Annotated in this window: 18 protein-coding genes and 1 tRNA gene; 4 read left to right on the forward strand and 15 right to left on the reverse strand. The window is 59.4% G+C overall.

Annotation, left to right across the window (positions count from 1 at the left end; translation table 11 throughout):
* Positions 1 to 37: 37 nt before the first annotated feature.
* The 9 genes from addA to ahcY all read right to left on the reverse strand — a co-directional run bounded on the left by addA (position 38) and on the right by ahcY (position 12,621).
* A complete protein-coding gene (addA, locus tag AC0V6O_RS09615; protein ID WP_486143540.1) occupies positions 38 to 3,538 on the reverse strand; it encodes a double-strand break repair helicase AddA in 3,501 nt (1,166 codons plus the stop codon).
* A complete protein-coding gene (gene addB, locus AC0V6O_RS09620) occupies positions 3,535 to 6,021 on the reverse strand; it encodes a double-strand break repair protein AddB (RefSeq protein WP_486143542.1) in 2,487 nt (828 codons plus the stop codon). The genes addA and addB overlap by 4 nt, the downstream gene beginning before the upstream one ends.
* On the reverse strand, positions 5,978 to 6,553 hold the full coding sequence (locus AC0V6O_RS09625) for a hypothetical protein (RefSeq protein ID WP_486143544.1): 576 nt from the start codon (positions 6,551 to 6,553) through the stop codon (positions 5,978 to 5,980). The genes addB and AC0V6O_RS09625 overlap by 44 nt, the downstream gene beginning before the upstream one ends.
* Entirely contained in the window at positions 6,546 to 7,268 is a 723-nt protein-coding gene (locus tag AC0V6O_RS09630) for a nucleotidyltransferase family protein (RefSeq protein ID WP_486143546.1), read from the reverse strand. Before AC0V6O_RS09630 ends, AC0V6O_RS09625 begins: the two co-directional genes overlap by 8 nt.
* Positions 7,265 to 8,263: an aminoglycoside phosphotransferase family protein gene (locus tag AC0V6O_RS09635; RefSeq protein WP_486143548.1), complete on the reverse strand. Its 999-nt coding sequence runs from the start codon at positions 8,261 to 8,263 to the stop codon at positions 7,265 to 7,267. The genes AC0V6O_RS09630 and AC0V6O_RS09635 overlap by 4 nt, the downstream gene beginning before the upstream one ends.
* A complete protein-coding gene (gene tsaE / locus AC0V6O_RS09640; protein ID WP_486145573.1) occupies positions 8,260 to 8,715 on the reverse strand; it encodes a tRNA (adenosine(37)-N6)-threonylcarbamoyltransferase complex ATPase subunit type 1 TsaE in 456 nt (151 codons plus the stop codon). Before tsaE ends, AC0V6O_RS09635 begins: the two co-directional genes overlap by 4 nt.
* A gap of 13 nt (positions 8,716 to 8,728) precedes the next feature.
* A complete protein-coding gene (locus tag AC0V6O_RS09645; protein ID WP_486145575.1) occupies positions 8,729 to 10,495 on the reverse strand; it encodes a sensor histidine kinase in 1,767 nt (588 codons plus the stop codon).
* On the reverse strand, positions 10,473 to 11,057 hold the full coding sequence (locus tag AC0V6O_RS09650) for a hypothetical protein (protein WP_486143550.1): 585 nt from the start codon (positions 11,055 to 11,057) through the stop codon (positions 10,473 to 10,475). Before AC0V6O_RS09650 ends, AC0V6O_RS09645 begins: the two co-directional genes overlap by 23 nt.
* A 145-nt stretch (positions 11,058 to 11,202) precedes the next feature.
* Positions 11,203 to 12,621, reverse strand: a complete 1,419-nt coding sequence (gene ahcY / locus AC0V6O_RS09655) for an adenosylhomocysteinase (RefSeq protein ID WP_486143552.1) — start codon at positions 12,619 to 12,621, stop codon at positions 11,203 to 11,205.
* A 406-nt stretch (positions 12,622 to 13,027) separates the two neighbouring features.
* Between ahcY and AC0V6O_RS09660 the strand changes: the two genes are divergently transcribed.
* Both AC0V6O_RS09660 and AC0V6O_RS09665 read left to right on the forward strand, forming a co-directional pair.
* A complete protein-coding gene (locus AC0V6O_RS09660) occupies positions 13,028 to 13,507 on the forward strand; it encodes a redoxin family protein (RefSeq protein WP_486143554.1) in 480 nt (159 codons plus the stop codon).
* A 214-nt stretch (positions 13,508 to 13,721) separates the two neighbouring features.
* Positions 13,722 to 15,251, forward strand: a complete 1,530-nt coding sequence (locus tag AC0V6O_RS09665; protein ID WP_486145577.1) for a glycosyl hydrolase family 28-related protein — start codon at positions 13,722 to 13,724, stop codon at positions 15,249 to 15,251.
* A gap of 33 nt (positions 15,252 to 15,284) precedes the next feature.
* Here the strand turns inward: AC0V6O_RS09665 and folE are convergent, their stop codons facing one another.
* The 3 genes from folE to AC0V6O_RS09680 all read right to left on the reverse strand — a co-directional run bounded on the left by folE (position 15,285) and on the right by AC0V6O_RS09680 (position 16,502).
* Positions 15,285 to 15,902, reverse strand: a complete 618-nt coding sequence (folE, locus tag AC0V6O_RS09670) for a GTP cyclohydrolase I FolE (protein WP_486143556.1) — start codon at positions 15,900 to 15,902, stop codon at positions 15,285 to 15,287.
* Positions 15,903 to 16,106: 204 nt separating this feature from the next.
* Positions 16,107 to 16,183: transfer RNA gene (locus AC0V6O_RS09675), tRNA-Arg, on the reverse strand.
* 61 nt (positions 16,184 to 16,244) lie between these two features.
* The gene (locus AC0V6O_RS09680) at positions 16,245 to 16,502 is read right to left on the reverse strand and encodes an NUDIX hydrolase (protein ID WP_486143558.1); all 258 of its coding nucleotides are present in this window, start codon (positions 16,500 to 16,502) and stop codon (positions 16,245 to 16,247) included.
* Positions 16,503 to 16,755: 253 nt separating this feature from the next.
* Between AC0V6O_RS09680 and AC0V6O_RS09685 the strand changes: the two genes are divergently transcribed.
* Both AC0V6O_RS09685 and AC0V6O_RS09690 read left to right on the forward strand, forming a co-directional pair.
* On the forward strand, positions 16,756 to 16,941 hold the full coding sequence (locus AC0V6O_RS09685) for a Flp family type IVb pilin (RefSeq protein ID WP_486143560.1): 186 nt from the start codon (positions 16,756 to 16,758) through the stop codon (positions 16,939 to 16,941).
* A 115-nt stretch (positions 16,942 to 17,056) separates the two neighbouring features.
* Positions 17,057 to 17,230, forward strand: coding sequence for a Flp family type IVb pilin (locus AC0V6O_RS09690; protein ID WP_486143562.1), 174 nt, complete (start codon positions 17,057 to 17,059; stop codon positions 17,228 to 17,230).
* A gap of 142 nt (positions 17,231 to 17,372) precedes the next feature.
* On the opposite strand, the gene AC0V6O_RS09695 is transcribed toward AC0V6O_RS09690, so the two are convergent.
* The 3 genes from AC0V6O_RS09695 to AC0V6O_RS09705 form a co-directional block, all read right to left on the reverse strand.
* Positions 17,373 to 18,896: a M48 family metalloprotease gene (locus tag AC0V6O_RS09695; RefSeq protein ID WP_486143564.1), complete on the reverse strand. Its 1,524-nt coding sequence runs from the start codon at positions 18,894 to 18,896 to the stop codon at positions 17,373 to 17,375.
* Between the two features lie 174 nt (positions 18,897 to 19,070).
* The gene (locus AC0V6O_RS09700; protein WP_486143566.1) at positions 19,071 to 20,015 is read right to left on the reverse strand and encodes an acetyl-CoA carboxylase carboxyltransferase subunit alpha; all 945 of its coding nucleotides are present in this window, start codon (positions 20,013 to 20,015) and stop codon (positions 19,071 to 19,073) included.
* Positions 20,016 to 20,024: 9 nt separating this feature from the next.
* Entirely contained in the window at positions 20,025 to 20,906 is an 882-nt protein-coding gene (locus AC0V6O_RS09705) for a tyrosine recombinase (protein WP_486143568.1), read from the reverse strand.
* Positions 20,907 to 20,918 lie beyond the last annotated feature (12 nt).

A 20,918-nucleotide genomic window follows, 5' to 3' on the forward strand; every position in this document is an offset into this window, starting at 1 on the left:
GCAGGCCCGCGCACTCTCAAGCGCTGGGCGAATAGCTTTACTGCGCCGTCCCCAATGCATTTTTGTGTGACTTTATTTGCTCCGTGGATAGCTCCAGGATTTGTGGGGTTTGGGTGTAGAGCACCGCCGCCCTCACCTCTCGCCCGGGATAGATCGCCTCCAGCGCGGCTGCATAAGCGGCCATCTGCTTGATCGTCGCGGTCGGCACATCCTGCGCGCTGCGCGGCGGGCGGCGCGTGGTTTTGTAATCCACCACGGTGATCGCCTCGTCGCTCACCAGCAAGCGGTCCGCCGTGCCCGCCACCACGATCCCGCCGACGGTTGCGGCCAGGGGCACCTCCGCCAGCGCATCGGGCGCAAAGATATGGGCGAACTTCGGATTCTCCAGCACGCGCAGCGCCGCCGCCGCCATTTCGGCGCGCGCTTCCTCGGGCAAATCGCTCGCTTGCCGGTCAAGCCAGGCCTCGGCGGCGAATTGGCGCTCGTCCGGTTCCACGTCTGGCAGGCGCTCCAGCAGGCTGTGGATCAAGACCCCGCGGCGCGCAGCGGTCTTCGCGAGATCGGGCGGCAATGGCGGATCGGCGGCCTGATCTTCCCCAGCGGAACTCGGCGCAAGCGGACGCGGAGGGCGCGGCTCTGGCCCGACGGGCGTGCGCGCCCAGCTCGGTAATTCAGTGAGAGCCTGCGTGTCATCACCGGCGCGCGCCTCTGGGAAATGCAGCGCGCGATAGCCCCATTCTCGCCGCGCGCCCCAGATCGGATCGGCCAGCTCGCCCCTGTTTTCATCGCCGCTTTCCTCACCGCCAAATATCGGCGCAAGACGAGCGTACCAGCTGTCCTCATGCGGGCCCTTTTTTTGCCGCGGCCCAAGCGAGCCGGTGATAAACAGCCCCTCTTCCGCGCGGGTCATGGCGACATACATCAAACGCCAGTGCTCCTGCATTTCGGCAATTTTAGAGGCCTCTTCTGCCTCGCTGACGCGGCCGGCCTTTTCCTCTTTGGATAGGGAGGGCAACGGAACCACGCGGCGGTCAGCCTCCGGTGTTGCCTCGCCCAGCGGCGCTTCATCCAATGCCAGTGATCCGCCCTGCCCCGGATTGCCTGTCGCATCGGCCAGAATCACAATCGGCGCTTGCAAGCCTTTGGAACCGTGCACGGTCATCACCCGCACTTGCTCACCCGCTTCGCCCGGATCGCGTTTCAGCTCCCCCTCTCCAGCGTCAAACCATTGCAGAAACCCGGTCAGGCTGGGCGCAAACGCCGCCTCATAGGCAAAGGCGGAATTGACCAGCTCATCGATCGGATCATTGGCCTCACGCCCCAGCCGCGCGACCAGCTTTGCCCGCGCCTGCCACGGTCCAATCAGTAGCCATGCGAGCAAGGCCTGCGGTGTTTCGTAATCCGCCAGCCTCAGCAGATCGCGCAATCTCTCCGCCGTCTCCGCCACAAACGGATCTTCGTGGCGGCGCAGATGATCCCACAGTGGCACGCCCTTTGCGCGCGGCACAAAGCTGAGTAGATCGTCCTGGCTCCACCCGATCAGCGGGCTCGCCAGCAGGTTTGCCAGCATCAAATCGTCGAGCGGTTGGGCGGCAAAGCGCAGGGCTGCGAGCAAATCCTTCACCGCCAGCGGCGCGCCCAAACGCAGGCGGTCGACCCCCGCCACCGGCACGCCTTTGGCATGCAAGCGCGCAACAATCAGCGCGGCGAGATCCTTGCGCTTGCGCACCAGCACCATAACATCGCCCGCACCCGCCGCACGCGGATTGCCGCCCTTCATCAGAATAAACGGCTCTTCGCGCGTATGCCATTTGCGCACTTGATCGGCGATCTTATCGGCCAGCCTGCGGTCATGCTGAGCCAGCCAATCCTGCTGCTCGCCATCGCCGCGCTCGCTGTCGTCCTCTCCGCCTGTGACCGGGTTCCACAGCGTCACCAATCCGGCCCGCTCTTCGCCAATATGCGGCTTTGGCTCGTCCTTCAGGCCGAATGCGCCCGCCCCCACTGCACCTATCGCGCGGTTCACAAATTCGAGCACGGCGTTGGAGGTGCGGAAACTCTGGCCCAGATCGAGGTCCTGCCAATTGGGCACATGCCGGGCATCGCGCATCTCGGCGGCGTTTTCGCGCGCGGCCTCAATCGCGGCGCGCACTTTGTCCTTGGCCAGCGCGAAATTCTCTGGACTGGTGCCTTGGAAACCAAAGATCGCCTGTTTGTAATCGCCGACGGTAAAGACCGTGCGCAGCTTCTCGCCCGCTGCCCCTTCGCCGGAGAAAAAGTCATCAATCAGCGCGAAGACAATGCTCCACTGCGCGGCGTTGGTGTCCTGCGCCTCGTCGATCAGGATATGGTCAAACCGGCGGTCGAGCTTGTAGCGGATCCAGTCGGACGCTTCCTTTCGGCTTAGCAGGCTCGCGGCAAGCTGAATCAGGTCATCAAAATCGAGCAGCGCCTCGCGCTCTTTCGCCTCTTCCCAGCGCAGCGCGAATGTGCGCCCCAACTCCAGTGATGGGGTGAGCAGATCAGCCAGATTGAGCAGCGCGCGGCGTTCCGCGACTAGGGCCAGAGCCTCTGCGATCTCTTCTTGGCGGGCCGAGAAATGAAGGTCCTCATCACTTGGCTTTTTCATAATGCGCGGGGAGCCATCCGCCTTCAACAAAGTCTTGCGGAAACCGTCGACCTCAAGCGCCCGCTGAGGCGCATCCAAAGTCAGCCAGCGCTCGATAAAGGCGCTGCTTTCGCGCCCGACCTTCGCATTCCAACCTTGCAGAACGGGCAGCATCGCGCGCAATTGATGGTCGGGGAAGACATCAGGCGAAAGGCCCTGCACCGCCCAATCCTCATCCGCATCTGCAGGCACCCCGAGCAGGCTTTTCACGCGCGGCATCATCGGCGGCTGCCACGCGCCCGTTCCATGCCACATCTCGCGCGCGCTGGCGCAGCGCATCAACCACCCGCGCAGGGCATCGGGATCTTTGCGAGTGGCAAACAGGCTGACCGCGTCCAGCACGCCTGTATCCCGCGTCCGCTCGGCGTCGCTGAGCATGTCGGACAGCACTTCGCGCGCGAGCAGATCACGCTCCCGGTCCTCCATTGGCCGCGCACCGGGCAGCAGCTCTGCCTCGCCCGGAAAATTCGCCAGCAGCCACTGAGCAAAGGCGTGGATCGTATCGATCCGCAATCCGCCGCCGGGACAATCGAGCACGCTGGCAAACAAAGTGCGTGCACGCTCCTGCGTGCTCGGGCCAATGTCTGCGCCCAGATGCCCCAGCTCGGTCGCGAGCGCCGCAGGCTCCAGACGCACCCAGCGCGCCAGCACCGCATTGATGCGGTTCGCCATTTCCGCCGCACCGGCCTTGGTAAAAGTGAGGCACAGGATTTGGCCCGGATCGACATCGGGCCGCAACAGAAGCCGCAGCACCCGCGCAGAGAGCACCTGCGTCTTGCCCGTGCCCGCCGAGGCCGACAGCCAAACATTATCGCGCGGATTGACCGCGTCACGCTGATTGCCCGCCAATGGGAAGACCGCGCCGTTCATTGCGCATGCTCGCTATCTGCCAACGCGATAATCCACTCGTCCAGACGCATCAGCTGATCATAATCGGTGTAGCCGGGGTAGTCGGGATTTTCCTTGGCCACGAACGGCGCATTGCCTTTGATAAAGCGGCGAATGGCCTCGGCGAGCTTGGCCTCATGCGTTGGCAGAAACTCCTCCGGTGGCAGGCCAGAGCGCTTGCCCGGCAGCTTTATCGGCGCCTCTTTATAACCGAATTTTTTGTCCGCCTTGCTGCGCCCCATCGACCAATATTCGAAGGTCGTCGCATCGCCGCTGAGCCCCTCGAAATCGCCATCGCGTGCGATCAGACCAAGCAATCCAAGCTGCAAGGCGTAACCCGCTTCGACCTGCGCGGCGCTGGGCGGAGCGCCCGTTTTATAGTCCACAATCGTAAGACTGCCGTCTGGCATCCGGTCAATCCGGTCGGCCCGGCCATAGACGCGCACGCCATCGACCAGCATTGACCCCTTGCATTCCCACGCGATGACCTGGCGTTTCTCGTCAGCCGCCTCGTCCGCATCGATCCATTCTGCAAACCGCGTGAGCGCCGCGAGCAGTCGCGGCCGCCATAAACCCATGAACAGCGGGTGGCATTGCTCAGCGCGGAAATGCGCATCTGCAATTTCGGTGATATCGGCCGAGGGATCGTGGCTGCGCGCCTCGTGCCACAATTCCAGGATCTTATGTGTCAAAGTACCGCGCAGCGCCGGATCGCTGAACGGGTCCGCCTCCAGCACATCGAGCGCTTTCAGACCCAAAATTTGCTGCGCATAAAACTGGTATGGATCGCCCAACAATCGGTCGAGCGCGGTCACCGCAATATTGACCGCGCGCTGCTCGCTGGAGGGCATAGGCGCAGGCCGCGCATAGGGCTTTGCGCGCGGCGCCATCCGATCCAGCGCGGGCAACATGGCGGGGATGGCATTCTCGCGGTGACTGCCCGCAAGCTCTCCCAGCAAGGCCTCAACCCGCAGCAAAAACCGTGAAGGGATTGTCGGCCCTTCTTTGTCGCGTTCTGCCCGGCTGAGCACCACTTCGGGTGCGCCCATTGCGCCGGCAAGATCATGCGCGGAGAGGCCAATGCGAAACTCAGACGCGGGCACGCCGAGCGCGCGCAACACGCCGGGCGCAAGCAATGGATCGGGACTCGGGCTTTGCGGCCAACTGCCTTCATTCAACCCTGCACAAATCACCAGATCAGCGCGGGCCATGCGCGATTCCAGCAGACCGTAAATCGCCACGCGTGGGTGCCCGCCATAGGGCGGTCGCACGGCAATCTCGTCCATCGCCTCGCGCAGGGCGCTGGCCAAATCTTTTGCCGCGATTTGCGTATCGGTGGCGCGGGCATGCAGGCGCATATCCTCTACCATGGCGGACAATGCGCGGCCGTCCTCGCGCGCCCATACGTCCTCACCTGCCAGCGCCTCGGCCAGCACGGTGAGCGTATCGAGCGCGTCAGCGAACGGCAGCTCCGCCGCTTCACCGGGCAACTGCGCCAGCAATGCCTCAACCTCGGCCCACCATTCGGCGACCTCTGCCTCGCCTGCGATGGCGCGCAAAGGCTCAAATCCCGGCGCTGGCGCAGGACCGCGCAGCGCGCGTTCAAACTTGCGCAAATTGCTAAGCCAGGCGCCGCGATCATCCCCGCCGCGCACCAATGGATGACCCAATGCGCTGACCAATGCGGTTGGCGTGATTGCTCCGCTGGCAAGCTCGCTCAGCAGGCCAAGCAAACGCCCCGCCGGAGTCAGTGACAAGGGCCGGCCAGCGGTGTCATCCGCCGTGATGTTCCAGCGCGACAAATGCTGCACCACGCGGCGCGCGAGACTGCGGTCCGCGCTGATCACCGCGATCCGTTTCTCTGGCTCATCCAAAGCTTGCCGCACGAGCATGGCGATGGCCTGCGCCTCCTCCTCAGCGGTGGCGCTGGTCAGCAGGCGGACGCCCGATAGCCGCCGCTTGTCCGCTGCCAAATCGGCCCAGGAAGAGCTTGCCTCTGGCGGCAGGAATAAGGAGCTGATCGCGTGGCTGCGCACCGGGTCTGCCGCCGCAATCCCGCGCCTGTGCCATGGGAGGACCTCTGCGCGGGCAATGCCCATCCGGCCCAGGAGCAGTTTGAGATGATATTGGGGATGGGTCAACGCATCGCCGCGCGCAAACACTTCGCCATCCGGCTCATCGCTTTGCCCGGCACGGCCCAATTCATCCCATGCCTCTGTGGGCATTTGCAGATCGAGATCAGGCAGGATAACCGCCCCGTTTTCTATGTCCGCAATGCTGCGCAGCATACGTGCCAGAGCGGGCGCGGCGCTGGTGACACCGACGGCAACAATGGGCGATTTCGGCGGGTTTGCGCGCCATTCCTGCGCTGCCCGATCAAACAAGAGATTGCGCCGGGTTGCCGCGTCAACCTCTCCGCGTTCATCCAATGCAAAGCGCCAGCGCGCCTGCACCTTCGCAAACAAGCGGATCGAGATCCTGCCAATGCTCCGCCAGACTTGGCTCAAGATTGAGGATCGTCTCATCGAGCAAATCGTTTGGCCGTTTTTCCTCAACCAGCAGGCGGTCCATTGTGCGCGCCAAATCGCGCGCCATCCGCAATATCGCCGCACCCGGTGGCATGCGCTTGCCACTCGCCTCCAGCTCCGCACGCAGCAGATGCGCCAGCTCAAACCAGCGGCGTGTCGGCTCCACCGCAGGCGGAATCTCACTCGCGCCCAGCGGATCGAGCAAACTGCCAAGCTTCTCATCCAAGTCGAGATCGCCCACCGCGACCATACGCGGCATCAACAATCCGGCAGCGCCAGTCTCGCCAGCGTGGCGGATAAACGCTTCGCTGATCGTGCGCGCGGCCCGGGTGCTGGGCACCAATAAAGTGAGCCGCGCCAGCCCAAGCGCTCCGTCCGAGTAACGCGGGACAAGGCCCGCTACCAGCGCATCGGCAAAGCCGCGGTGCGCAGCGATGGAGAAAATATTGAGTTCGCGGCGCTCAGCCACGCTTTAGCGCGTCTTCGGTCGGCGCGATCGCTTGCGGCGTTCCCACTTCGAACCATTGGCCAGTAAACGTCGCGCCAAACAGGCGGCCTTCCTCAATCGCGCGGGTCCACAGGGTGTTGGTCGAGAACTTACCCTCTGGCGCATCGCGCAGCAGTCGGTGCGAGATCAGCTGGATACCGGTGTAGATGAAGGGCGCAATCCGGCCCGGCGCGCGCCGTTTCAGCCGCCCGATCTGGTCCATGTGAAAATCACCCGGCCCGGTAAAATTCTTCGCATTGGCATGCGGCACCAGAAGCAGCAGCGCATCCATCACATCGGGGTCCCAGCGCTGCGACAGATCATGGAAAGCATCGCGCGGCCCATCGAGCCAAATATTGTCGGCGTTGAGGCAAAAAAACGGATCGGGCAGATGCGGCTGCGCTCTAATCAGGCCCCCACCCGTCTCCAGCAACTCGCTGCGCTCGTCCGAAATCACCACCTGCGGAGCGGTGCGCTCGGCAACATGCGCCTCCAGCGCGTCAGCCAGGTAATGCACATTGACAATAGCGCGCGCGATCCCCGCATCAGCCAGCCGATCAAGCGCATGATCGATAAGGGCCTTGCCCGCGACCCTCACCAAAGGTTTGGGCTGGCTGGCGGTCAGCGGGCGCATCCGCTTGCCCATGCCAGCGGCCATCACCATCGCGGTGTCACTGGCAAGCGGTTTGTCGCTCATGCGATCTCTCCGCCCATCGCATCGCGCAAATGCTGCGGGATATTGGCGTCAAACCACTTGGCCACAGGCGCCAGCGCCGGATGCGCAAGGTCGCGCTCCATCGCCTCCCACACGCGCGGGATCAGCGTGGGATAGCGCGGCTTTCCATCACGCTTGAACAGTCGGGTGAAGATCCCAACGATTTTGGCATTTCTCTGCGCCCCAAGCCGCGCATAATCAGCGGCAAAATGCTCGTCCGCTCCGGCGCGTTCCTGATAACGGGTCAGCATCGCTGCCTCCAGCTCCGGCGAAACATCGCGCCTTGCATCTTGCAACAGCGAGACGAGATCATAGGCCGGATGCCCAACCAGCGCATCCTGAAAGTCAATCAACCCCTGCGGCGCGCTCGGCACACCGTTCAACAGCATGATGTTCTCCGCATGGTAATCGCGCAACACTGTAACGCCGGGGGGCTGGCGCGAAAGCAAGGGCGCAAGAACCTCTTCCCATGCCTCGGCATAGCCCGCCTCATCGACCGATAGGCCCTGCGCCGGGCAATACCATTCGGTCAGCAGCGCGGCCTCTCGCTGGTACGTTGCCATGTCATAAGGCGCGAACGGGCCGGGCGGGCATTTGTGCAGCTCCACCAAGGCATCGATCGCGCCGACATAGGCCTCACTCTCACTCGCCGGATTGTGATCCAGCCAATCGCGCATCCGATCATCGCCGAAATCTTCCAGCAGAACCCAGCCAGCCGCTGCATCGTCTTGATAGATTTTTGGTGCCCGCATACCTTTCGAAGTCAACCATGATGCAACCTCCAAGAAGGGCCACGGATCTTCCTCTGGTGGCGGTGCATACATAAGCAAAGCGTTTTGAGGAGGTGCAGCGTCGGGGCCAAGACTAACTCGGAAATACCGGCGAAACGAGGCGTCGCCAGGGATCGGATCAATCGCGGCGTCGCCCCACCCAGCTTGGGCGAGGAATGCGTGCAGGCCATCGGGAAGCTCATTCATGGCAGACGCTCTAGCCAATCTGCGCCCGCTTCAATAGCCGCGATGCGTCCCCCATCCGCAGAATTTCCGCTGTTTTCTAAAGTGATCGATAAACACGCCGCTTCATGTCCAAATCCGCCCGCATGATCAGGCCATTCGGCGATCAGAGCCGCGCCTTCACGGTAATCATCAAGGCCAATCTCATGGCGCTCGTCCGGATGCTCCAACCGGTAGAAATCGGCATGCACCACTGGCACACGCAGCGGCGGCGCATCGTATGTCTCAATGATCGTAAAAGTCGGCGATGGCACCTCATGCTCATGGCCAAGTGCGGCAATAATCGAGCGGGCCAGCGTCGTCTTCCCCGCGCCCAAGCCGCCAGTCAGCGAAACCACATCCCCCGGCAACAGGCGCTTCGCAATGCGCGCGCCAAAGGCGTCCATCGCCGCCAGATCGCTCAAGGTCTCGCGCATCATCGCCGCGCCGTCACGGTAGGTGGATGATCGCAGCGGTACCTGCGCCCTCTTCGCTTTGCAGATCGAAAGTGCCGCCATGCGCCTCAATCAATTGCCGGGCGAGCGGAATGCCAAGTCCCTGACGTTTTTCATCATCGGCGCCCGCTGTACCCAGCGCGCGGGCCAGCTCTTCTGAGCTCATGCCCCGGCCATTGTCGGAAATCGCAATCTCTGCGCCCTGCCCCTTGGCCGCGATGTTGATCAGGATTTTTCCGTCCTCTGGCGTGCCAGCAATGGCATTATCGAGCAGATTGCCAAGCGCGCGGCCCAATTGCCTTGGATCGGCCTGAACCACGCAGCCTTTCTTGCCGCGCAGATCGAGGCCCAATCCAGCGGCGACGATCGCAGTCTCGCGCTCTCGCACCAGTGCGGTCAAAAACGGCAAGAGATCAACGTCCTCTTTGCTGATCGGCATCAGGCCTGCTTCGCTTTGCGAGAGGTCGAGCACGTTCTCAACCTGATCAGTCAGGCGGCTAACGGAGTCGATAATCGCGTCGACATATTCGCCCATCTGCTCGCTAACTTCGCCTGCTGCGCCGCTTTTGATCAGCTCAGCAAAGCCACCAATCGAGGTCAGCGGAGTGCGGAATTCGTAGGACATATTGGCGAGGAAACGCGCCTTCACCGTATCGGCCTCTTCCAAGGCAACATTGCGTTCGCGTAGCGCGCGTTCTGCGTTTTCTGACGCGGTGATATCCAGCACCGTCAGCAAGCCATTGCCGTCAGGCAGTGGCACACCGGCAAATTCCAATGTGCGCCCGTCTTTCAGAGCAATTCGTCCGCCCTTTTCCTGGCGATCCAGCGTCGCCGCGCGCACCACCGCGCTGATCGATTGCGCCTGTCCGCGCTTCGCCAGATTCTCTCCGATGGCCTCGATTAGAGCCTCTGCGCTGGGGTGCGTATCCAGAAACTCGCTGGTGAGGCCCCATGTCCCGGCAAAGCTGCGGTTCCACAATTGCAAAGAGCCATCGGGCGCAAAGATCGCCAGCGCTTCAAACAGGCTGTCGAGTGTCGCCGCCCGTGTACGCAGCAGGGTGTCACGCGTCGCCGATAGCGAGAGCTGCTCGGTGCGGTCCTCCGCAATCATCACCAACCCGCCGTCCGGCATAGGCTGAGCCACGATCCGCAAATGCGTGCCGCCCGGCAGAGGCCAGGCCTCTTCCTGCGTTTCAGCCGCTTCAAACCATGTGGCGTGCTCGCGCCGCCATTCCGGGAAGTCGCGCACCTCCGGGGTCAACTTGCGCTCACGCGCATCGGTCAGGAAACGGTCGAAGGAAATCGAGCCGTCAAGCGAACCTTCAGTAAGCTCAAACAGGCGCCGCAGTGGCAGATTGGCAAAGGTTAGGCGCTCGCTCGCATCGAACAGAGCGACCCCGGCGGATAGCTGATCGAGCATGGAGCGCTGAGCATCACGGTAGGCGCTGAACTCGCGCCGCTCCTGCTCCTGCTCTTCAATGTCGATGGCATAACCCGCGACGCCTTCTGTGCCGAGCGGTAGATCGCTGACCCGCATGGTGCGACGCTGGCCATGAATGGTGGCGGGCACGGTCCGCTCAATCTTGCCCTGCTCGCTCAGCGCTTTGCTGGCGATCTCTGATGGCGCTTCACCATCAACCGGCTCGATCAATTCCAGCTGCTGTTTGACGACATCATTGGCATCGCTTGCCGCGACCGCATCAACATAGGCCTGGTTCACGAGCTGCAGCTTCATATCATCACCGCGGAACCACATCGGCATGGGCGCAGCCTCGATCAGACCGATCAGCGCGGCAAAATCGCTCTCCGCCCGCGCCGCCGCGCCGCGCAGCCGGTGCAATTCCTGCTGGCTTTCGGAAAAGTCGAACACCCAGACCAAGGCCGCGCCGCACTGGTGACACCTGCGGATCGGCCAAGGCCCCTTGCAGCGATAGGCTGCGACCGGAGCCTGGCGGCTTTAGCGTGATGTGAAACGGGGCCGCGCTCTTCTGCGTCCGGCGAACTTTCTCCGACAGGTCGGCCAGTTGCTCAGCCGACAGTCCCGCGCCCTCGCCGCCGTCCAGCTCACTCAGGAACTTGGGCATGGTCTCCAGCCCAAACCACCGCGCAAGCCTTTCTGGTGCTTCAATCCGGCCATCGACCCGCACCAGCAAAGGAACCGCCGGAGCAACATCGAGCATGCGCTGCATCCGCCGCAGCGAGGTCTGCAAAGTGCCGGTCCGCCGGCTCTGGCCAGAGGCGCGCAGCATCAGCACCGCAGCGCCCACCGTCCATGCGGCGAGCACGAGGCCAATCAGAGCCAAAGCGGTGGGAGAAAATTCCATTGCGTCCTAGAGAAACTGCCGATGCAACCCAGCTATGCGGAGGGCCGCAATCTTGCAAGCAGCGGCATGCAAAAAGCCCCCGCAGAATTGCACTTCTGCGAGGGCTTGAACTGCGCTCGGGCTGACCCGAGAGAGTTTGCGTGTCTTAGTAGCGGTAGTGATCCGGCTTGAACGGGCCGTCTTTCGGCACGCCGATGTAATCCGCTTGCTTCTGGCTTAGCTGCGAGAGCTGCACGCCAAGCTTTTCAAGATGAAGCGCGGCAACCTTCTCGTCCAAGTGCTTCGGCAGGACATAGACCTCGTTCTTGTACTCATCCGCTTTCGTGTAGAGTTCGATCTGAGCGAGCGTTTGGTTGGTGAAGCTCGCGCTCATCACAAAGCTTGGGTGACCGGTGGCACAGCCGAGATTTACGAGGCGACCTTTCGCCAGGATCAGGAGAGATTTGCCATCCGGCATGGTCACCATATCGGTGCCTTCTTTGATTTCTTTCCAATCGTAATTGTCGAGCGCGGAAATCTGGATCTCGCTGTCGAAGTGGCCGATGTTGCACACGATCGCCATGTTCTTCATCAGCTTCATGTGCTCACCGGTGATCACGTCTTCATTGCCGGTTGCCGTCACGAAGATATCGGCGCGCTTTGCACCCTCTTCCATGGACACAACTTCATAGCCGTCCATTGCCGCCTGCAAGGCGCAGATCGGATCGATTTCGGTCACCATCACGCGGGCGCCGCCATCACGCAAAGACGCGGCCGAACCCTTACCAACATCGCCGTAGCCAGCGACGCAGGCAACCTTACCGGCCAGCATCACGTCGGTTGCGCGGCGGATCGCATCGACCAGCGATTCCTTACAGCCATAAAGGTTGTCGAACTTCGACTTGGTCACGCTGTCATTCACGTTAATCGCCGGGAATGGCAGCTTGCCCTGTTTACCGATCTGATACAGCCGCATAACGCCAGTTGTGGTCTCTTCAGAAACACCTTTGATGGTCTGCACGCTCTTTGTCAGATAGCCAGGTTTGGCCGCGACGAATGCTTTCAATGCGCGCTGGAATTCGATTTCTTCTGCGTTCGCCGGAGCAGGCATTTCCTCGCCCGCTTCAATCCGTGCGCCCCATAGCGCAAACATCGTCGCATCACCGCCATCATCGAGGATGAGGTTGGCGGTCAGGTCTGGATCGCTGTCGGTCGACCAATCGAAGATGCGGCCAACATAATCCCAATAATCCGCCAGCGTCTCGCCTTTAATCGCAAACACTGGAATGCCTTGATCAGCAATGGCTGCCGCGGCGTGATCTTGCGTCGAGAAGATGTTGCAGGTCGCCCAGCGTACCTCCGCACCCAGAGCGATCAGCGTCTCAATCAAAACAGCGGTTTGGATCGTCATGTGCAGCGATCCAGTGATCCGCGCGCCCTTCAACGGCTGCGCCGCACCATATTCCTCGCGCAGAGCCATCAGGCCCGGCATTTCGGTTTCAGCGATGTGGATCTCGTCGCGGCCAAACTGCGCCAGCGCGATGTCTTTGATGATGTAGTCTTGAGTAGCGGCTACGGTGGCCATGAGAGACTCCTAGGGGAATGTAAAATTGTTCGGTGCGCCCTAGCGTCCACCCGCTAGACAAGCAAATATAAAGTAATCTTTATATGTAATTTCAGCGAACCCAAGGCTCGGATAAGAGCACGCCGACCTAGGCGGCGACGACAGCGGAGAGAAGTGAGCGGCTGTGCGGGGGCGTGCACAGCCGCCTCCCTTTGCACCAGATTTAAATCCGGCGCGGGGGATGGGATCCATCCTGTTCTCAAATGAGCTGAGTGCGACCCCGTTTCAACCTACCATGGCCGATCCGCCTTTGCAGAAGGCTGAACCACAACGGTAAAGCCGTCTTAAGCATCATATTGCGCTTGAAGCTGGCCGCACGGGCATTAAATTACGGGTCACAGTTCACTCTTCAATAAAGGACAGCGCGATGACGATTTCAGTAGGGGACAAGCTCCCAGACGTAGCTTTGGTAAAGGCAACCGCAGAGGGCCCAGAGCAAGTTCAAGCCGCAGACTATTTCGCGGGCAAAAAGGTCGCGCTGTTTTCCGTGCCCGGCGCATTCACGCCGACCTGCTCGGCCAAGCACCTGCCTGGCTTCGTCGACAAGGCGGAAGAGTTGAAGGCCAAAGGCGTCGATGAAATCGTCGGCACAGCGGTCAATGATGCCTTTGTTATGGGCGCATGGAACGATGCGGCAGGCAGCGGCGACATCACCATGCTGGCCGATGGCAATGCCGATTTTGCCAACGCCGTCGGCCTGACCATGGACGGCAGCGGATTTGGCATGGGTAAGCGCGGACAGCGATTCTCAATGGTGGTGAATGACGGCGTGGTGGAACAACTGAACGTTGAAGACGGCGGCGAATTCAAGGTCTCCAGCGCGGAATATATGCTCGGTCAGCTATAATCAGCTTTCCGATCCAGACGTAGAAAGGGCGCCCTGCTAAAGGCGCCCTTTTTGTTAGCATTAGCTCTTCTAATGAGATCAATCTAACTATGTGCTGTAGCAGCCGAACGATAAGACCAGCCTGCAAACTAGAGTATTCTATATGACCACGAGAAGGTACTTCATGCGCGGCGGGATAACCTCCGCAGGCGCACTAGGTTTAAGCGGAAGTTTGGTGAACGAGGCCAATGCTAGTTCTGGCAGTTTTGTCAGTTCAATACCCACAATCATTAATCGTATCGCACTTTCTGCATTCAGAGCTCCACCCAATTCAGCGGTTTATCTGGTCGAAAACGGTCGGGCTGGCTGGTTTGTGTACGATGATAATGACTTGTCAGTTCAGTGCACCAATGACCCCTCGCAAGGCCTTTATGTTCCAATATCAGGCGACAAAAGTGGTTCCAGTGGCGCATGGGTTCGACTGCTTGAGGGGCGCCTAAGTATCAGATGGTTTGGTGCAACCGGAGATGGAGTGACTGACGACACTAACGCTATTCAGTCTGCAATTAATGCGGCTCAATCGTTCGAACTTGCTCTATTCCTGCCAAATGGGAAATACCGTACCACATCAGGTCTCAAGATCAGCGCGGCGATCACGCTTATGAGCGAGGGTGCTGAGTTATACTTTGATTCAAGCAAGCCCGATACCGCTCTAACAATCGCAGCCCCGAGTGGCTCGTTACTCTCGCGTCCGCGTATCCTTGGCCACTTGGTCATAGAGAAGGCCTCGATTGATTGGTCTATCCCGGTGCATGGGATAATGATACAAAACGCGTATATGGGCGAGTTTCATATCTCGGTCTTGAATTTTCAACGGGGTATCTGGTTACGAGGAGATGGAGCGGGTTGCGTTTATAACAAAATTCATATTAGCCAGCTGACAAACAATCAGCACTCGACTTATCTCGACGTGGGTTCACCGGGTAGCTGGTGCAACCAGAATACATTCTGGGGTGGCCGGTATTCAAATGGTGTGAATTCCAGCGGATCGCACATTGAAATCAAAGATAACAACTATCCGATCAATGGAAATTGCTGGATGCGTCCATCGCTGGAGGCAATCGGTGATGACTTTGTCCTGTTCAATCTACAGGGTCAACATAACAGCGTTTTACAACCACGTTGCGAACACGCAGGGTCACCACGCTTCTATGGCGAGCTTGGGGGAAATAAAAACGAAATCATCGCGCACGCATCACCATATTTAACAAAAACAAGAGTAAACATATCCGGTTCACTGTGTCGGCTGGAAACGAGCGTCGGTTCAGTATGGCAATATCAGGCAGGCTACCGGCTGGAGCGACGCGGCGATGGTCCCGTGCTCTCGTTGCGAAACACTAACGGCACCAATGGGCTGGAGATCCTTCACCCCAACAATCAACGCGCGGTTCACATTACAGCAGAGGGTCCTTGGCAGGTATCTGGTGGCAAAAAGGTCCTATGGCGTAGCGGAGCACCACCATCCAATGGGGCATGGTCTCGCGGTGATATGGCATTCAACGGCGAGGCCAAAAAAGACGGACCGCTTGGGTGGATTTGCACCAAGGGCGGCGAACCAGGAAAGTGGGAACCATTTGGTTTGATCGGTGCTTCCCCAGCAGTACACGTTGCAGCTCCCGAGGGCGGTAGCAACATTGATGCAGAGTGCCGCGCACAACTCACAGAACTTATTATATCTATGAAGCAGTCTGGGATTATGGCCTAAAATTGTGAAATAAAATATGGGCATTGCTAAAGCCTAGCCATAACCCATCAGAGCCATCACTTCCTTGCGGCTGCGGTGATCATCAAGGAAACAGCCGAGCAGCCGAGATGTGATCATGCCCACGCCGGGAGTGCGCACGCCGCGCCCGGTCATGCAGCCATGCTGCGCCTCGATCACCACGGCAACACCCTGCGGCTCCAGATTGTCCCAGATGCAGGCTGCAACCTCCGCCGTCAGGCGCTCTTGAATCTGCAGTCGGCGCGCATAGCCATGCAGCACGCGCGCGAGTTTGGAGATGCCAACGACCTTCTTATTGGGAAGGTATGCAATCGCCGCCTTGCCGGTGATCGGCGCCATGTGATGCTCGCAGTGGGACTGAAACGGAATGTCCTTCAGCATGACGATCTCGTCATAGCCGCCGACCTCTTCGAACACCCGGCTCATATGGATCGCGGGGTCTTCCTTATAGCCCTGACAATATTCCAGCCATGCACGCCCCACCCGCTTTGGCGTGTCGATCAGCCCCTCACGCGCGGGATCATCGCCCGACCATTCGATCAGCGTGCGGATCGCATCCTGTACATGATCAGGCACATCAGGCTTCGCCATGGGCATGTCGGGATCCATGTCGTGATCGTGCAAGTCGCTCATTCGTATCGCTTTCTGTTGCTTCGGCTGATCCCGTACAGACCTTTTGCGCAAAATATGACGCGTTGCAAATGTGAAGATTGCAAGAGTGCGAGGCATTAGGGCTGGGATTGCAGGATCGCAGAATCAGTGCCGAACCTTTGGCATTCATCGATTTGCGAGAGCGGAAACAAAAAAGGGACCGACCTGATGGTCAGTCCCTTTTCATGGCGCACCCGGAAGGATTCGAACCTCCGGCCCCCTGATTCGTAGTCAGGTACTCTATCCAGCTGAGCTACGGGTGCGCTGGAGGAGCGGCACATACGGGCGGTGGCTGCGCTTGGCAATCCCTTTAGCGTGAGAGTGTCATGCTTTTTTGAAAAGCTGCCTGGCCAGCATCACATCTAGGGGTGGTTTATCAAGCTCAGCGATTTGGACTGGCGTGAACCAACCGACCTCGCCACCCTCCAATGCAGCGGGAAGACCGTGCCATTTGGCTATAGTGTAAAGAAGAATGACAATCGGGCTTTCGTGCGGAGATCCATCGTCTTGAGCAAAGCCAGCAGGCGCGCAATCCTCTGGCTCGATCGCAATGCCGAGCTCTTCGTGAAGCTCACGAATCAACGCATCCCTAGGGGTTTCTGCCGATCTCGACCTTGCCGCCAGGAAATTCCCACAGGCCTCCATGCGCCTTTTGTAAAGGCCGTCGATGCATCAACCACAGACCATCTGCACCCCTTAAAGCGCCCGCAGCAACAGGTATCAAGTTCATCATCATGTCGGAATTTTTTCCATTTCTGTGGTCGCCATCAACCTTTTCTTAACGCGCTGCGACCATTTGTCTGATCATCAAGAACGTAATCGACGGATGTGAAACATGCTTTTCTTTAAAACTCTGAGAAAAATTCGGAGCGACGAAAATGGTGCCACAGCCGTTGAATATGGTCTGATCGTCAGTTTGGTTGTGATCGCAATTTTGGGTGCTCTTCGCGGTGTCGCGGATGAAAACACCGGGCTTTGGGGCCGCGTTCAAACTGCCGTTACAGAGGTTGTGAGCGGTTAACTTTTTAGAAAGCCTGCGAATTAGGTTTTTTTCAATAGCTAACCACTAGCCATGACATGGTCCACTCCGAATCAGGGTGGGCATGGGTATCGAAGACTGAACCAGGAGACTACAAATGAAATTCTTTAACAAACTTTTCGCTGATGAGCAGGGCGCAACCGCAATTGAGTACGGTCTGATCGCAGCTCTTATCGCTGTTGCCGCAATCGGCGCTATGCAAGGCCTCGGCACACAGCTGAACACCACGTTCTCTACCGTGTCTAACTCGATGGCCAACGAGAGCAGCTAAGTCGAAAGACTTATCGAAAAAAGGAGCGGCGAGGGTTTCCCCCGCCGCTTTTTTTGCCCCAAATATATCCAATTGCGAATGATCTAAGACGAAATATCTGCGAACATCCGCAGCAGGCAATATATTCTAGCACTCCAACGCCCTAGCGTGCACGAACGACCAGCTTCACTTTCTGTCCTGGCCGCACCCCTTCACCGGAACCCAATGCGTTAAGCACACGGAACCGAACCTCCTGAGCATCGGAATATGCCATCCGCCGGCTCAACGATTGCACCGAATCACCTCGACCAACCGTCACCACATCAATGCGCCGCGGGATCACCGCGCTGGCTTCACTTGAACTGATTCGCCGCATGGAATTGAACATCGCTGTAAACGCATTGCCCCGCCCAGTAGGCGTGATGGCCGTGAAGTGATAGGCCCGGTCAGTCGCAAACTCATAGGCGAATACGACCACATCGACCTGAGAATTGCCGTTGTTGACCCGCGCCGTCCCATAGGCGGCTCTAATTCCGTTAACGGTGGTGCGCTGGATACTGGATGGGGAAAGCTGCTGATCCTCACCGCCCAAGGCGGTAAATTGCTGGCGAATGTAGCTACTCAGATCACCGGCATAGGGTGCAAGCGTCAGTTGAGCTTGTCCGCCCTGGCCATTAACACTGACCGCTCGCGAGCCGTTGACCATGTAAAATCCCTGAGGCGCAGTGAACGATAGCCGCAATTCCGGATGAATAAACTGGCGTCCTTCGATCACCCCTTGCTCGGGATCATCGCCATAAATCACACCATCAATCCGGCTCAAAAAAGTATCGCGATTGGTCGTTCCACCGACGTTCGGACCTGCTTTTGAAAGGGCTGTTTGAACCCGGCTAGCTGGGTCCGGGTGAGTCGATGCCCAGGCGGGCACTTTCGCATCGCCGCGCCCCTGAAGCCGCGCATCAAGTGAGTTTTGCGCCGCTAGACTGGCCAAAACCGTGCCCATAGCCCGCGTGTCATAACCCGCTCGGCTAAGATATTCGATGCCCAGCTCATCCGCCTGCAATTCCTGGCTGCGAGAAAAGCTCAAGGTAAGCATTTGCGAACCCTGCAAAAAGCCGCGGCTGACGGTGTTTCCAATCTGGCTATCACCCAGAAGCACGCCGGAGAGTACCGCGCCAAGAACACCGCCGATCTGATTGCGCTGAGCGTTTCGCTGGCGTCGTTGGGAATGACGCGCAGCCACATGGCCGACCTCATGACCTAAGACGGCCGCCAATTCAGCCTCATTGTTCATCAGGCTGACCAGCTGACGGGTTGTGTAGATATAGCCGCCTGGCACAGCAAAGGCATTGTTTACTGAGCTGTTGAGAGTGCTGACTGTGAAGCTTTCGCGAGCGTTACCGAGGCCCGATTGCACAGCGATATTCTTGCCCACCTGTTCAACATAGGCGGCCTGAGATCCGGTCATCGCCCCACCAAATTCGGCAAGCAATTGCGGATGGAATTCAGCGCCTTGCCGCGCTTCGGTCTGAGTAATTGGAGCTGACGCAGAGGGGATTGGTGCCCCGCCTAGGCATCCTGAAAGTGCCAATGCCAAGGGCGCGGCCATGGTCACAGTCAAAGCTCGGCTCGAACGTATCCTGCGCAGGTTCACGCTTCTCATGTTGGATACAATTGTCTGCGGCATAGTGGTTCTCCCGGTCCTCAAAAGCAGCATCCCACCAGAAGCTGCACCCTTTCATCCGCGTTCGCAGACTTGGCACGAGAATATCGGGAAAACGACGCTTTGGGCAAGCCCTATGACCCCTCCTCATCGCGTGATACGTGCAAAAGGGCGCGCATTATGCCGCCCGAGACGGCGCTAACCACCCATTTGCAGAAAGCGTTCCTCGCGCGTTCGGATCAAAGTTTCACTCGGCAGTTCGACCATAGCATCAAGTTCTTTACTGATCGCCTTGCCAAGGTTTGCCGCCGTGGCTGCAGGATCACGGTGCGCGCCGCCAACCGGCTCCTTTACGATCCGATCGATCACGCCAAGGCGCTTGAGATGCTGCGCCGTCACCTTCATCGCTTGAGCCGCTTCGGGCGCTTTATCCGCCGTTCTCCACAGGATCGATGCGCACCCTTCCGGCGAGATTACAGAATAGACCGCATGTTCGAGCATCAAGACCCGCTCAGCGCTGGCCAATGCGACTGCGCCGCCGGAACCGCCCTCACCTACGATCACAGCAACCATCGGGACGGGCAACGCCAAACACGCTTCTGTCGAGCGCGCTATGGCTTCTGCTTGGCCGCGTTCTTCCGCCTCAACGCCGGGAAACGCACCCGACGTGTCGACCAAAGTCACCACGGGTAGATCAAATCGTCCCGCCATCTCCATCAGACGGATTGCCTTGCGATATCCTTCTGGCTTACCCATGCCGAAATTGTGCTTGATCCGGGTTTCGGTGTTGTGTCCCTTTTCATGCCCGATCAGCATGACCCGGCGGCCGTTAAGCCGAGCAAAACCGCCGATTATCGCATCATCATCGCCGTAATAGCGATCGCCGCCCAACGGCACGAAATCATCAAAAGCATGTTCGATATAGTCGCGCAAATGCGGGCGGTTGGGGTGCCGTGCAACCTGTGTCTTTTGCCACGGTGTCAGCGATGCATAAGTCGTTGCAAGCAGGTCCGCGCTCTTGGCTTCAAGGCGCGTAATCTCGCTCGCAATATCAACTTCATCGCCTTCTGACGCGCTGCGCAATTCGGCAATGCGTTCGTCAAGCTTGGCAACGGGTTTCTCAAATTCGAGGTAAGCAGTCATAAAATTGCGCTAGTCCGATGTGCTGCGGGTGGCAAGCGGGTGGCGCGAATTGACCAGAGCTACGAGCCTGGCTGCATCCACATGCGTGTATATCTGAGTGGTCGCTATATCGGCATGACCTAACAGTGTTTGCAGCACGCGCAGGTCTGCCCCGCCTTCCAGCAGATGCGTCGCAAAAGCGTGGCGCAGGACATGCGGACTGATGCCTTTAGGATCAAGCCCAGCGCGCGCCGCCAGCTCTTTCAGCAATTGGAACAGCCTCACCCGGCTAAGGTGTTTGCCGCTACGCGAGGGAAACAGGTATCTCGGCTCTTGCGGGCGCATCTCCAGCCACATCGACAAAGCCTCCTGCGCGCGCTGACTAATCGGAACCATCCGCGCCTGCCCGCCTTTACCCATGACAGTGAGCAACGGCGCATCTCGCGGGACCGCGCTGAGCGGGAGCGAGACTAGCTCGGTCGCGCGCAGCCCAGATCCATATAGCAGTTCTAGCAACGCCAATTGCCTCACCTTGTCAGGCTTGCCGCTCTCGGCCTCCATTTCGGCGCGGCCAAACAATGCCGCGATATCGTCATGCGAGAGCACTTTGGGCAAAGGCCGCCGAGTGCGCGGCTGAGGCAGAGCGCCTGATGGATCATCTTCACGCCATCCCTCATCCAACGCAAATCCAAAGAATTGCCGAACGGCTGAGGTTTTGCGCGCGACAGTGGATGGCGCAAGACTGGCCCAAGCGCTGGCGAGCTGCGCGACATTGTCACGGCTGACCCTGGCCAGATCGCCAATCTCTTCCTCTGCGCCGCTCAAATCGCGCGCATAAGCAGACAAAGTGTTGGGCGCCGCGCCGCGCTCGGCCGCCAGCATATCAAGGAAGGCTTTTGTAGCGGCTGACATCGTATCAGCGCC

Source organism: Erythrobacter sp. JB2-19, from assembly GCF_057365005.1.